The following is a 12648-nucleotide window of genomic DNA, read 5'->3' as shown; positions in this document are numbered from 1 at the left end:
GCTCGGCACCGGCTTGACGGCCTCGGGGCGCGGACGATTTGATCCTGAGACGTGCCGCGCCGCCCGGCGTGGGCAGGAAGGAGCGGACGTGCCCCTTTGGGGTGTCTTTCGCGCCACCGGTCCGGCCAGGACCACCGGCGCCCTGTCACTGGCCTTCGGCGTCGCCGTCTCGGTACTGGCGGGCTGCGCCGCGCCCGACGGGACCGGCTCCGCGAAGCCCGCCGGCGTCCGGCTGCCGCCGCGGCACGCCGGGTTCGACTACCAGATCGGCGGCGCGTACACACCGCCGGCCGGGGTGCGGATCGTCAGCCGCGACCGCTCCGACACGCCCGCGCCCGGCCTGTACAACATCTGCTACGTCAACGCCTTCCAGGCGCAGCCCGACGAGCGCGGCTCCTGGCCGCGCGACCTGCTGCTGCGCGACGCGCACGGCGGGGTCGTCGTCGACCGGGACTGGAACGAGGCGCTGCTGGACATCGGCACCGCGGCCAAGCGCGAGCGGGTGGCGCAACGGGTGAACCGCTGGATCGACGGCTGCGCGCGCAAGGGCTTCGACGCGGTGGAACCGGACAACTACGACAGCTACACCCGCTCCCGGGGACTGCTCGACGCGGGCGACGCGACGGCCTTCATGGCGCTGCTCTCCCGCCACGCGCACGCCCGGCACCTGGCCATCGCCCAGAAGAACACCGCCGAACTGGCCGGGCAACGGCGCCGGGCCGGACTGGACTTCGCGGTGACGGAGGAGTGCGGGCAGTACGACGAGTGCGGGGTGTACGCGAAGGCGTTCGCGGACCGGGTGGTGGACATCGAGTACACCGCGAGCGGTCTGCGCAAGGCCCTCGCGGGCTGGGGAAACCGCCTGAGCATCGTCCGCCGCGACCGTGACGTCACGACACCGGGCAGCAAGGGGTACGTGCGCGCGGTGCGCTAGGTGTGCTGTTCGGACAGGTTGGTGACGCGGCTGGCTGGTGGGTGGCCGCCGATGCCGGTGTGGGGTCGGTGGTAGTTGTACCAGTCCAGCCAGTCGGGGAACGCCGCTTGTCGTTCGGTGTCTGAGGTGTAGGGCCGGGTGTAGGCCCATTCGTCGAGCAGGGTGCGGTGGAAGCGTTCGACCTTGCCATTGGTCTGGGGCCGCCAGGGCCTGGTCCAGCGGGGGCTGATGCCCAGGTCGCGGCAAGTCTGGCGCCAGGTGTTCTTGGTGTAGGCCCAGGCGTTGTCGGTCAGGACCCGCTCGACGATGACGCCTTGCCGGGCGAACCAGGCAGTTGCTCGTCGTAGGAAGCCGGCGCAGGTGGTGGCGGTCTCGTCGGGCAGGTCTTCGGTGTAGGCGAGGCGGGTGTGGTCGTCCAGGGCGGTGTGCAGGTAGGCGTAGCCGACTCCGGTGCGGTTGCGTCGGCCTTCGGCACGGCCCTGGGTGCGGTGCCCGCCGCCTTCTGGGATGCGGCCGAGCTTCTTGACGTCGATGTGGATGAGTTCGCCGGGCCGGGCGCGTTCGTAGCGGCGGACGGGTTCGCCGGTGGCCCGGTCGCAGGCGGCCAGGGCAGGCAGGCCGTGGCGGACGAGGATGCGGTGGACGGTGGATGCGGCGATGCCGGTGCGGGCGGCGAGTCGCAGCGGGCCGATCCGGTGCTCGCGCCGCAGCCGCAGAACCTGTGCCTCGACGGCAGCCGGGGTGCGGCGGGGTTGATGGTGCGGGCGGCTGGAGCGGTCGTGCATGCCCGCCTCGCCCAGCTGCCGGTAGCGGCTGGCCCAGCGTGCGGCGGTGGTGTGGCTGACCTGGAAGCGTTCCGCGGCCCGGCGCAGCGGCCAGCCGTCGTCCACGACACACCGGGCCAGACGCAGCCTCCCAGTCGGCGTCAGCGGGGCGTTACGGTGGGACACGAGGGCCTCCTGGCGGTCGGCGGTAGATGTCGCAATCCACACCGAACCCAGAAGGCCCTCACCTGTTCAAGCACCCAGCACGCGTGTCACCAACGTCCCGGGACAGCACAGCTAGGGCCTCTCGTGTCGCACGGTGCGTCCGCGGCGCACCGCGGCGGGGCGGGTGCCGGGCATCCCACGGCCACCAGGTACAAAGGTCGCCGTGTCCCGCTCCGGGTTCGGGTGGTGGGGCTTCGGTCACCCGGCCGGTCCCGGCCGCCGGGTGGCGCCATCACCGACCGAAGGGGTTCGACCATGGGATTCGACGAGGCGGCGGGCTCGGCCGTGGTGACGGGGGCGTCGTCCGGCATCGGTGCCGAGTACGCCCTCCAGCTGGCGCGGCGCGGCCGCAACCTGGTGCTGGTGGCCCGGCGCGCCGATCGGCTCGACTCCCTGGCGCGACGGCTGCGGGCGGAGACCGGGGCGGAAGTGGAGACGGTGGTGGCCGATCTCGCGCGCTCCTCGGACCTCGCCCGGGTCGCCGAGCGGGTCGCCGCGGACGATGTGGCGCTCCTGGTGAACAACGCGGGGATCAACGGCTACGGCTCCTTCGCCGAGGTCGACCCCGCCCTGCTGACCAAGGTGATCGACGTGAACGTCGTGGCGCCGACGGTCCTGACCCGCGCCGCCGTGCCCGGCATGGTGGCGCGGGGCCGCGGCGCGGTCGTCAACGTCGCCTCGCTGCTGGCGTTCGCCGGCGCCCTGCCGCCCGGCCCCCTCCCGCAGCGGGCCGTGTACGGGGGCACCAAGGGGTACATGGTGACGTTCACCAGGACCCTCGCCGCCGAACTCGCCGGCACCCCGGTCGGCGTCCAGGTCGTCTGCCCCGGGCTCACCGCCACCGAGTTCCACCTGGGCACGGGTGAGGCGCCCGTCGCCGGGGAGGCCCGGGTCCACGACGAGGGCGGCATGGCGCCGGCCGATGTCGTCACCGCGTCCCTCGCCGGCCTGGAGGCCGGGGAGGTGGTGTGTGTGCCCGGTCTGTCCGAGCCGGCGGCCGTGAACCGGCTCGCCGAGGCGGAACTGGCCGTGCGCAGCGGCTCCGGCACCGCCCTGGCCCCCCGCTACCGCGCCGCGGAGCGCGCACACGACTGAACGGGTGCCGCCGCCACCGGCCTTCGGGGCGCAAGTGTTGCTGCCGCCAGGTGACCGCCCGGCGTGGGAGGCGGCCGGAGGTCGTACCGTCGGATGATCCTCGACCGCAGGCGACCGGTGCCCGGCCGGTCACGGCCGTACCGGAGGAACGCGGTGCCGACCCATCCGACCACGCTCAAAGCCCTGGCCGGGGCGGCGCTGCTGCCCCTGGCCCTTGTCACCCCCGCCTGGGGAAGCCCGGCCGCGCCGACCCCGCGGGCCGACCAGCCGAGCACGCTGTGCGCCGTCGCCGGAACCCTGCGCGGCGACCACGGTCAGCACGCCGTGGTCTCCCTGTGCGCGGGCGCCGGGACCCCTCGGTTCTCCGTCTCCGCCCCCGCCTCCTGCGGCCGGGCCGGTACCCGCGTCCGGTACAACTGCCGCAGCGACGGCAGGTGGACGGCCACCCGCTCCGGGAAGACCCTGGCCGGCGGCACGCTGCCCGGCTCCGGCGAGTACCCGGGGCCCGGGACGTACGACATCACGGCCACCGTGCGGGTGCGGTCCGCGCCCACCGGGGTCGACCTCACGGGCACGGTGCGGGCCACCCTGACCCTGACCGATCCCAAGGCGAAGCCCACCCACGCCATCACCGTCGACCGGACGACGCTGCACCGCAACGCCACCACCACGTTGACCTACACCGTCCGCAGGGACAGCGCGCAGGGCGACGGCAGCGGGCGGTTCGGGCTGATCGGCGAGGCGGGCACCGGCGTGCGGATCGCCACCTCCGACGCCCGCTGCGTCAACCCGCTGGTCGGCGAGTACCCGGCGAAGACCCGGCTGCCCTACTCCCTGGACTGCGCGCTGACCGAGTTGCAGCCCGGCCACCCGGAGCGGGTGAAGGTCCGTGTCACGGTCGGCGGCACCTGCTCCACGGTGGTGTCCAAGCTCGGCTTCTGGATGCCGGACGGCCAGGTCCTGGAGACCGGAGGCATGCTGGAGGGCCCGAAGCTGACCTGCGTCTGAGTCAGGGCCTCTCCAGCAGGTCGAGGGCCATGGTCCAGGCGAACTCCGGGCGGCTGCCGTCCGGGCCCGGTTCGCCGGAGTACGGGTCCCCGAAGCGGACGCCCATCCCGCGCAGCCGTGCCAGGCTGTCCCGGTAGGCGGGGTGGGCGGCCAGCGCCCCGGCGACACAGGGCAGCACGGCGACGGGCACCCCGAGCCCCGCGGCCTCGCACAGGGTGCCGAGGGCCAGGGTGTCGGCGATGCCCGCCGCCCACTTGTTGACGGTGTTGAAGGTGGCCGGCGCGACCACCACGGCGTCCGGCGGCGGGAACGGGCGCGGGTCGGCCGGTGACCGCCACGCCGACCGCACGACCCGTCCGGTCTGCGCCGCCACCGCCGCGGAGTCGAAGAACCCGTTCATCGCGACCGGAGTGGCGATCACCCCGACCTCCCAGTCCCGTTCCTGCGCGGCCGTGATCAGCTTGCTGACGCCCGCGGCGATCCCGGCTGCGCAGACGACGACGTACAGGAAGGGCTTCTCGCGTGTTCCGGGGTGTTCGGTCACCCGGGAAGCGTATCGAGCGACGACCGTCCGCGCGGGCGCTCCCGCCCCCGTCGTCCGGGGTGGCGGGGGCGCCCGGCCGGTCAGTCCGCCTGTGTCGGTGCCGGTTCGGAGTCCGTGATGGTGATCGCGCCCACCGGGCACGCACGGGCGGCCTCGCGGACCATGGGATCGCCCGCCCCGTCCTCGTGGCCGGGGACCAGCATGCTGAAGCCGTCGTCGTCCTGGGTGAACACGCCCGGCGCGGTCAGCGCGCACTGCCCCGCGCCGATGCAGGCGTCCTTGTCGATCTCGATGTGCATGAGCTGAGCCTCTTACCAGGTCACGGGGAGTTCCAGCATCCCCTGGATGGTGTCGCCGGGTTTGAACGGGATGGTGTCGGCGGGTGCGGCCAGCCGCAGGCCGGGCAGCCGGGTGAGCAGGGTGCCGAGGGCGATCTCCAGCTCCGCGCGGGCCAGGTTCTGGCCCAGGCACTGGTGGATGCCGAAGCCGAACGCCACGTGGTGGCGGGCGGGGCGGTGGAAGTCGAGGACGTCCGGGTCCTCGTACTGGTCGGGGTCGCGGTTGATCACCGAGGTGGAGAAGAAGACGCCGTCGCCGGCCCGGATGGTGGTGCCGTCGATCTCGATGTCCTCCAGCGCCACCCGCGCCAGCCCGTCGGCGATGGACAGCATCCGCATCAGTTCCTCGACCGCGGCGGGCAGCAGCGTCGGGTCGGCCCGCAGTTCGGCCAGCCGGGCGGGGTTCTCCAGCAGGGTGTAGGTGCCGAGGGAGATCATGTTGGCGGTGGTCTCGTGGCCCGCGACCAGCAGGATCACGGCGAGCAGCACGACCTCGGATCGCTCCAGCGTGCCCTGGGCCAGCTGCTGGTGGACCAGTTCGTCGAGGACACCGTCGCCCGGTTCGGACTCCCGCTGCTTGACGTCGATCAGACCGCCGATGTACTCCTCCAGGCGGGCGCGGGCGGCCCGGGTGTCCTCGGCCGTCGGACCGCGCAGCAGCCGCCGGGACTGCTCCTCGAAGAACTCGTGGTCGGCGTAGGGCACGCCGAGCAGGTCGCAGATGACCATCGACGGTACGGGCAGCGCGAACGAGGAGACCAGCTCGGCGGGCGGCCCCTTCTCGATCATCGTGTCCAGCAGGCCGTCCACGATCCGCTGGATGGCGGGCCGCAGCCCGCTCGCGCGTTTGACGGTGAACGACGGGATCATCATCCGCCGCTGCCGCTGGTGCTCGGGGTCGTCCTGGCCGAGCAGGGCCACCCGGCGGTCGCGGACGCCCTCGAAGCGCTTGGTGGGCACCGGGAACTCGGGGCGCCGGCGGTCGCTGGACAGCCGGGGGTCGGCGAGCAGCGCGCGGGCGGCGGTGTGCCCGGTGACCAGCCAGACCTCGCGCCCGTCGTACAGGGTGACGCGGGACAGGGGACGCTGCTCGCGCAGCGGGGCGTAGCCGGTGGGCGGGTGGTAGGGACAGGTGCGGTCCTGGGGGAAGGCGACGGGGTCGGCCGGGGTAGCCGGGCCGGTGATGTCCGTCAGTTCCGTCATGGAAAGACCTCGCAGACGAAGAAGTGCCTCGTACCGATCTTCATTAGATGCCTCAGGCACCTATGAATCGACGGCAAGTTCGGCCACTTCAATGTTCTCCCCGATCTGTCCGATCCGCGAAGGTACGAGGAACCGGATCCGGCCATTCGGCCCCGGTCCGCGCGGTGGCGGGGCGGTTCAGGGCCGTCGGACGCCTCCGGCGGGCCTGGCGAAGGCACGGGCGACGGTGAGGCTGTCCTCGTAGACGTGGTGGCGTACGACGAGGCCGTCGCGGACCGTCAGATGGAGGGCGAACCGGGCGGCGTAGGAGCGGCCGGTCGGTGCTGCGGTCTGCCGGAGGACGCCGAGCACGACCGCGTCCTCGCCGTCGACCAGGATCCGCTCGACCGTGGTGGCCGCCTTCTCGGGGATGTGGTGGGCGGCCAGTTCCCGGTAGTGCGCGGCCGCGTCGGCGCGGGTGGCCCGGTGCCGGATCCACGGGGTGTCCGGGCGGCCGTGCTCCTCCTCGGGCCAGTCCAGCCGCCAGTCGCAGTCGTCGGCGTACAGCTCGGCGATCCGGTCCGGCTCGCCCTCGTCGATCCTGGCGAGCAGTTCCTGGACGGTGGTGCGGGTGGCACGGGGGTGGCCGGTCGGCAAGGCGGGTGCTCCGGGGAAAGGGCGGGTCACGGCCACACCACTGTGCCGGGACCGGCCGGGTGACGCGATCACCCGGCGGGTAGTGATCTTGTTCGAGTTGTCATCCCGGCCGGCGTGAGGGCGTCGGCGACGGGGAAGCACGGTACGGATGATTCACCGGGCATCCGGTGTTGCAGCCGGGTGACGGACCATCCGTTGGAACGACGAAGGGGACTGATCCGATGCCTCTCGAGGGTGAGTACGAGCCGAGCCCCGAGCAGTGGGTGCGCGAGCAGGTCGAGTTGTACGAGAGTTCGGGCGGGACGGAGGGCACCACGCTGCGCGACACCGGGCTGCCGGTGATCGTGCTGACCACCCGGGGCGCGAAGAGCGGGAAGATCCGCAAGACGCCGCTGATGCGGGTGGAGCACGAGGGTGCGTACGCGGTGGTCGCCTCGCAGGGCGGCGCCCCGAAGCACCCGGTGTGGTACTTCAACATCAAGGCCGATCCGCGGGTCGAGCTGCAGGACGGCCCGGTGCGGCAGGACATGGTGGCGCGCGAGGTCACCGGCACCGAGAAGGCCCAGTGGTGGGAGCGGGCGGTGGCCGCGTTCCCGCCGTATGCCGACTACCAGCGCAAGACGGACCGGGAGATCCCGGTGTTCGTGCTGGAGCGGACCGGGGACAGCTGACCGGGGGCCGGGCCGCGGCCCGTTCCGGAGAAATCTCCGCCCGGCAGGTGTGAAGCCGCTTCCGGGCGGGCAGTCGTGCGATCAGGCCCCGCCGCGTTCCCCCGTCGCGGCGGGGCTCTGCCGTGTCCCGTCGGCCGGGCGGTCGGTGATGTCGAGGAAGATCTGGTCGGCGGCCGGGAACGTCGCGGCCAGGGAACGCTTGATGCGGTCGGCGGCCTCCTCGACCCGCTCGCTGTCCAGGCCCGGTACGAGGTCGATCCGCGCGGCCACCAGGGTGGAGTCGAGGCCCAGCCTCATGGTGAACAGCGCCGCCACGCAGTCGATCTCCGGCTGCGCCCGCAGCAGCGCGTGGATCCGCCCGCTCAGCTCCGGGTCGGCGGCCTCACCGATGAGCTGGTCGCGGGCCTCGCGGCCGAGCCGGTAGGCGACGTACACCAGCAGCACACCGATGGCGAGCGAGGCGGACGCCTCCCAGACGACCTGGCCGGTCGCCATGTGCAGGGCCATGCCGGCGATCGCCAGGGTCACGCCGAGCACGGCCGTGCCGTCCTCGGCGACCACGGTGCGCAGCGCCGGGTCGCGCAACGCGGCCCGGCCGCCGCCCCGGCGGCGCACCTGGTGGAGGGCGCGCAGCAGCGAGGCGCCCTCGGCGAGCAGCGCCACGCCCAGCACGATCAGGCCCGCGACGTAGCCCTCGGTCTTCTCCTCGGTGCCCTGGCGCAGGGCCTGGAAGCCCTGGAAGAAGGAGAAGCAGCCGCCCATCACGAAGATCCCGACGGCGGCGAGCAGGGACCAGAAGAAGCGCTCCTTGCCGTAGCCGAACGGGTGCCGTTTGTCGGCGGGGCGGCGGCTGCGGCGCAGGGCGGCCAGCAGGAACACCTCGTTGAACCCGTCGGCGACGGAGTGCGCGGCCTCCGACAGCAGCGCGGGCGAGCCGGAGAGGACACCGCCGACGGCCTTGGCGACGGCGATCAGCAGATTGGCGGCGAGGGCGACGAGCACGGTGATCCGGGTACGCCGGTCGGCGCGTGCGCCCTGTTGGTCTCGCGGTGATGGTTCGCTCACGTCGGCCGGTTGCCCCCGATGCGGGCGGATCACACCGTGCGCCCGGCGGGAAACGGGGAAGTCGGTGCTTCGGGGACCCCCGCGGCAAGGAGGAGACATGGGCGGTGACGGCAACCGCGCCTACGGCCACAAGACGTTCAGCCGGTCGCGCAGCCACTTCCGGGACCGGATCACGGCGGACGGCTCGGACGGCTGGCCCGTGGCGCCGGGACGCTACCGGCTGGTGGTGTCCCGGGCGTGCCCGTGGGCCAGCCGGGCGGTGATCTCCCGTCGGCTGCTGGGTCTGGAGGACGCGCTGTCGATGGGGGTGGCCGACCCGGTCCAGGACGACCGCAGCTGGCGCTTCACCCTGGATCCGGACGGCCGGGACCCGGTGCTCGGCATCCGCTACCTGAGCGAGGCCTACGACCGCCGGGAGACCGGCTACCCGGGCGGGGTGAGCGTGCCGGCCGTGGTGGACGTGCCCAGCGGGCGGCTGGTGACCAACGACTACCAGCAGCTCACCCTGGACCTCGCCACCGAGTGGACGGCACTGCACCGCGAGGGCGCCCCCGAGCTGTATCCGGCACGGCGGCGCGACGAGATCGACGCGGTGATGGCCGAGGTGTACGAGGACGTCAACAACGGGGTGTACCGGGCCGGTTTCGCCACCCACCAGAAGGAGTACGAGGAGGCGTGCGCGGGTGTCTTCCGGCGGCTGGAACTGCTCGCCGAACGGCTGTCCGGACAGCGGTATCTGGTCGGGGACACCCTCACGGAAGCGGACATCCGGTTGTTCACCACGCTGGTCCGGTTCGATCCGGTGTACCACGGCCACTTCAAGTGCAACCGGTGGAAGCTGGCGGAGGATCCGGTGCTGTGGGCGTACGCCCGGGACCTGTTCCAGACGCCGGGCTTCGGTGACACGGTCGACTTCGACCACATCAAACGCCACTACTACCAGGTGCACTCGGGCATCAACCCGACCGGCATCGTGCCGCTCGGCCCGGACCTCGCGGGCTGGCTGAGCCCGCACCATCGCGAGCAGCTGGGCGGCCGGCCGTTCGGCGACGGCACGCCCCCGGGGCCGGTGCCCCCGGGCGAACGGGTGGCTCCCCAGGGCCGGCCCGCATGAGGATCCCTTGACGAGGAAGTAGGCGGCTATGTCCAAGTCGAAGAAGAAAAAGCTCCCCTTCGTCTACCAGCCGATCGGATTCGCGCTCAGCTGGGTGAGCGGCGCGGTCGCCGGTCTCGCCTTCAAACAGGCGTGGAAGGCGATACGCCACGAGGACGACGCGCCCACCGCCCTGGACCAGGAACGCGGCTGGGGCGAGATCCTGCTGGCCGCGGCGGTGCAGGGTGCGATCTTCGCGGTCGTCCGCACCGCCGTGGACCGCACCGGTGCGAAGGCCATCGCGCGGTCGACGGGAGTGTGGCCGGTGGCCGACGACAAGGACGACCAACACTGAGCCGGCGGCCGGGGGCGGCCGCGACCGCTCCCGGCTCCCTCGGCTCACCTGCCGGGCCTTCACGCCGACCGGCTCCGGCGCAACCGGCGGCCGGTCCGGCCGAGACTCCTGACCGGTTCCCGCTCAACCACGCGGGCCCGGCCGGAGTTCCCGCCCGGCGCGGTGGGGTCAGCCGGTGAGGAGCCAGTCGCCGTCGCGCATCAGGTCGCGGCCGGGCAGTTCGTTCGCTTCCCGCCAGGCCTGGATGCGGTCGGGGACGACGCGGAAGTACAGGTAGCGGGTGGTGAGGCGGCGGGGGTCGAAGCCGGTCTTGCCCGCGAAGACCTCGGCGTCCTCCTCGGGCAGGTCCTCGGGCGTGACCGCCCGGGCGCTGCCCTCCACGAGCACGACGTCCCGGGTCGGGCCGATGCCGAGCCGGGCCCGGCCGGTGGCCACCAGGTTGCGGCCGGTGGGGCTGTCGGCGGGGGTGGCGAACAGCAGCACCGCGCCGTCCCAGACGAACGACAGCGGCACCAGGTAGGGCGCGCCGCCGTCGGGGCCGGCCGTGGCCACCCAGGCGTCGACGTCGTGGTCCAGCCGGTGCAGGGTGTCCTTCTTGCGCTGCTCGGCGGTGCGGGCGGGCGGCGGGGTCATCGCGTTCGGCCTCCAGGAAGTGACGAGTGCGGTCCAGTGTGGCCGCCGGGGACACGTCGGCGCACGGATGGGGAAGCGCCGGTGCGTCGCCGCCGGACGTCAGTCGCAGCCGGCCTTCGGCTTCAGCAGCGGCCAGGCCTCCACGCCGTGCGCGGTGCGGACGTAGGCGGTGGCGCGGTCGGGGGTGAGCCACAGCCGCCAGTCGTGGTAGCGGTACCCGGTGTCGTACGCGTCGGCGGGCAGGTGGTCCACCCGGCCCCGGTACGGCGCGGTGAGCAGGCCCGCGCCGGCGAGGACGCCCTTGGGGTCGCGGGCGTAGTTCCGCCCGCCCATGTCCAGGAAGTGGGCGGATTCCCAGCCGCAGTGCTCCGGTCCCGACGAGCTCTCCAGCGTGGTCACCGGCACCCGCCTGCCGTCGCGGCCGGTCCAGATCTCCCGGCCGGTGGTGGCCGTGAAGCTCGCCGGGAGTTCGGCCGGGTCGCAGGAGGCACTGGTCTCGGGGCCCCAGCCGGGCCGGTTCGGCTGGTCCTTGGCCACCACGACGGCCGCCTTGGTACGGCCGTCGACGTCCAGGGAGAACAGCACCCGGTCGGCCTCACGGCGCTCCACGCGGTATCCGTGGTCGGGCAGTTCCGGCTGGACCATGTCGAGGTAGAGCGCGAGGCCCTGCTCGGGGGTGGCGCCGCCGTCGGCCTCGCTCCAGCCGTCGGGCCCGGTGCCGTCGAAGATCCGGCCGTCGCACTCCAGCGCCCGCCCGGCCGCTCCGGAGGCCGCCAGCAGCGCCTCGGGACTGCTGTCGTCGGCGTTCTCGACCGGGACGTGGAGGGGCCCCCGGTACGGCGTGGCGGGCGGGGTGCCGCGCACCACCAGGTCCGCCCTGGGGCCGCCGCCGTGGCCGCAGCCGGTCGCCACCACGGCCGTCAGGCCCGCCAGTACCACCGTGACCAGCCCTCTGCGCATGCGCCGCCCCTTCCGCTCCCGGATCCGTACGGCTCTTGGACACCCGAGCTGCCCGGAAGGTTGGGGGGCGGGCCGGAACTCGGATCATGGTGCCGGTTCGCGGACGCGCGGGGCGGGGCAGGCTGGGGGACCATGAGCGACGTGAACACCATGCGAGCCATCGGCCAGGACGTCCTCGGCGGTCCCGAGGTGCTGAAGGAAGTACGGCTGGAGCGGCCCGAGCCGCGGCCGAACGAGGTACTGGTCCGGGTGCGGGCCGCCGGGGTGAACCCGACCGACTGGAAACACCGGGCCACCGGTGGGTTCCTGGGCGAGCCGCCGTTCGTGCTCGGCTGGGACGTGTCCGGGGAGGTCGCCGCGACGGGGGTCGGCGTGGCGGCCTTCCGGCCCGGCGACGAGGTGTTCGGCATGCTGCCCTACCCCTTCGGGCACGGCTCGCACGCCGAGTACGTGATCGCCCCGGTCCGTGCCCTGTGGCACAAGCCGGCCTCGATCGACCACACCCAGGCGGGCGCGCTGCCGCTGGTCTCGCTGACCGCCTGGCAGGCGCTGACGGAGCAGGCCGACGTGCGGCCGGGGCAGCGGGTGCTGATCCATGCGGCGGCCGGCGGGGTCGGGCACGTGGCCGTGCAGATCGCCAAGGCGCGCGGCGCGTACGTGATCGGCACGGCGAGTGCGGGCAAGCACGGCTTCCTGCGGGAGATCGGCGTGGACGAGCCCGTCGACTACCGGTCCACCGATGTCACGGAGACGGTGCGGGACGTGGACGTGGTCCTGGACACCCTCGGCGGCGAGACGTCCCCGCGCTCGCTGCGGATGCTGCGGCCGGGCGGGATCCTGGTCTCCATCCTGCCGGTGGGCTCCCAGGAACTGTTCGACGAGGCCGAGCGGCTCGGCGTACGGGCGGTGCGGATGCTGGTGGACGCCGACCGGGCCGGAATGCGGTCGGTCGCGGAACTGGTGGAGTCCGGGACACTGCGGGCCACGATCGCGGGGACGTACCCGCTGGCGGATGCCGCGAAGGCGCACGAACAGGGAGAGACGGGGCGCACCACGGGGAAGCTGGTCCTGCTGGTCGACTGAGCGCCCCGGCGAGACACGCCTCAAACCGCAAGACATATGTC

15 protein-coding genes are annotated in these 12648 nt (G+C 73.2%); 7 read left to right on the top strand and 8 right to left on the bottom strand.

Going from position 1 to position 12648, the window contains the following annotated elements:
* Nucleotides 1-88: 88 nt before the first annotated feature.
* Entirely contained in the window at nucleotides 89-934 is an 846-nt protein-coding gene (locus tag BLW85_RS34900) for an endo alpha-1,4 polygalactosaminidase (RefSeq protein WP_074995307.1), read from the top strand.
* Here the strand turns inward: BLW85_RS34900 and BLW85_RS34895 are convergent.
* Nucleotides 931-1884, bottom strand: a complete 954-nt coding sequence (locus BLW85_RS34895; RefSeq protein ID WP_107409234.1) for an IS481 family transposase — start codon at nucleotides 1882-1884, stop codon at nucleotides 931-933. The two genes, BLW85_RS34900 and BLW85_RS34895, sit on opposite strands and share 4 nt — an antisense overlap.
* A gap of 294 nt (nucleotides 1885-2178) precedes the next feature.
* Here BLW85_RS34895 and BLW85_RS34890 point away from each other — a divergent pair, with 294 nt between their 5' ends.
* Nucleotides 2179-3018 carry an SDR family NAD(P)-dependent oxidoreductase gene (locus BLW85_RS34890; RefSeq protein ID WP_074995305.1) on the top strand — a complete coding sequence of 280 codons (840 nt, stop codon included), beginning with the start codon at nucleotides 2179-2181 and terminating at the stop codon, nucleotides 3016-3018.
* A gap of 153 nt (nucleotides 3019-3171) precedes the next feature.
* On the top strand, nucleotides 3172-4026 hold the full coding sequence (locus BLW85_RS34885) for a hypothetical protein (protein ID WP_074995302.1): 855 nt from the start codon (nucleotides 3172-3174) through the stop codon (nucleotides 4024-4026).
* A 1-nt stretch (nucleotide 4027) separates the two neighbouring features.
* Here the strand turns inward: BLW85_RS34885 and BLW85_RS34880 are convergent, their stop codons facing one another.
* From BLW85_RS34880 to BLW85_RS34865, 4 genes are all read right to left on the bottom strand, one after another.
* Nucleotides 4028-4570: a flavoprotein gene (locus tag BLW85_RS34880; RefSeq protein WP_074995300.1), complete on the bottom strand. Its 543-nt coding sequence runs from the start codon at nucleotides 4568-4570 to the stop codon at nucleotides 4028-4030.
* An 80-nt stretch (nucleotides 4571-4650) separates the two neighbouring features.
* The gene (locus tag BLW85_RS34875) at nucleotides 4651-4869 is read right to left on the bottom strand and encodes a ferredoxin (RefSeq protein WP_074995298.1); all 219 of its coding nucleotides are present in this window, start codon (nucleotides 4867-4869) and stop codon (nucleotides 4651-4653) included.
* Nucleotides 4870-4881: 12 nt separating this feature from the next.
* The gene (locus tag BLW85_RS34870) at nucleotides 4882-6111 is read right to left on the bottom strand and encodes a cytochrome P450 (RefSeq protein ID WP_074995296.1); all 1230 of its coding nucleotides are present in this window, start codon (nucleotides 6109-6111) and stop codon (nucleotides 4882-4884) included.
* Between the two features lie 177 nt (nucleotides 6112-6288).
* On the bottom strand, nucleotides 6289-6747 hold the full coding sequence (locus tag BLW85_RS34865) for a nuclear transport factor 2 family protein (RefSeq protein ID WP_074995294.1): 459 nt from the start codon (nucleotides 6745-6747) through the stop codon (nucleotides 6289-6291).
* Between the two features lie 221 nt (nucleotides 6748-6968).
* On the opposite strand from BLW85_RS34865, the gene BLW85_RS34860 reads away from it, so the two are divergent.
* Entirely contained in the window at nucleotides 6969-7418 is a 450-nt protein-coding gene (locus BLW85_RS34860) for a nitroreductase family deazaflavin-dependent oxidoreductase (protein WP_070023283.1), read from the top strand.
* Nucleotides 7419-7499: 81 nt separating this feature from the next.
* On the opposite strand, the gene BLW85_RS34855 is transcribed toward BLW85_RS34860, so the two are convergent.
* Nucleotides 7500-8516, bottom strand: coding sequence for a cation diffusion facilitator family transporter (locus tag BLW85_RS34855; protein ID WP_074995291.1), 1017 nt, complete (start codon nucleotides 8514-8516; stop codon nucleotides 7500-7502).
* A gap of 64 nt (nucleotides 8517-8580) precedes the next feature.
* Here BLW85_RS34855 and BLW85_RS34850 point away from each other — a divergent pair, with 64 nt between their 5' ends.
* Both BLW85_RS34850 and BLW85_RS34845 read left to right on the top strand, forming a co-directional pair.
* A complete protein-coding gene (locus BLW85_RS34850) occupies nucleotides 8581-9597 on the top strand; it encodes a glutathione S-transferase family protein (protein WP_074995288.1) in 1017 nt (338 codons plus the stop codon).
* Between the two features lie 28 nt (nucleotides 9598-9625).
* Nucleotides 9626-9931, top strand: coding sequence for a DUF4235 domain-containing protein (locus BLW85_RS34845; protein ID WP_070023280.1), 306 nt, complete (start codon nucleotides 9626-9628; stop codon nucleotides 9929-9931).
* Between the two features lie 168 nt (nucleotides 9932-10099).
* On the opposite strand, the gene BLW85_RS34840 is transcribed toward BLW85_RS34845, so the two are convergent.
* Nucleotides 10100-10564, bottom strand: coding sequence for a pyridoxamine 5'-phosphate oxidase family protein (locus BLW85_RS34840; protein WP_074995286.1), 465 nt, complete (start codon nucleotides 10562-10564; stop codon nucleotides 10100-10102).
* A 99-nt stretch (nucleotides 10565-10663) separates the two neighbouring features.
* Complete coding sequence (locus BLW85_RS34835) at nucleotides 10664-11524, bottom strand: hypothetical protein (RefSeq protein WP_070023278.1); 861 nt, start codon at nucleotides 11522-11524, stop codon at nucleotides 10664-10666.
* A gap of 132 nt (nucleotides 11525-11656) precedes the next feature.
* On the opposite strand from BLW85_RS34835, the gene BLW85_RS34830 reads away from it, so the two are divergent.
* On the top strand, nucleotides 11657-12607 hold the full coding sequence (locus BLW85_RS34830) for an NADP-dependent oxidoreductase (RefSeq protein ID WP_074995283.1): 951 nt from the start codon (nucleotides 11657-11659) through the stop codon (nucleotides 12605-12607).
* The last annotated feature ends 41 nt before the right edge of the window (nucleotides 12608-12648 follow it).

The sequence above is a fragment of the Streptomyces misionensis genome (assembly GCF_900104815.1).
In the GTDB taxonomy this organism is placed as follows: Bacteria; Actinomycetota; Actinomycetes; order Streptomycetales; family Streptomycetaceae; genus Streptomyces; species Streptomyces misionensis.
This window is presented reverse-complemented; position numbering and strand designations above follow the sequence as displayed.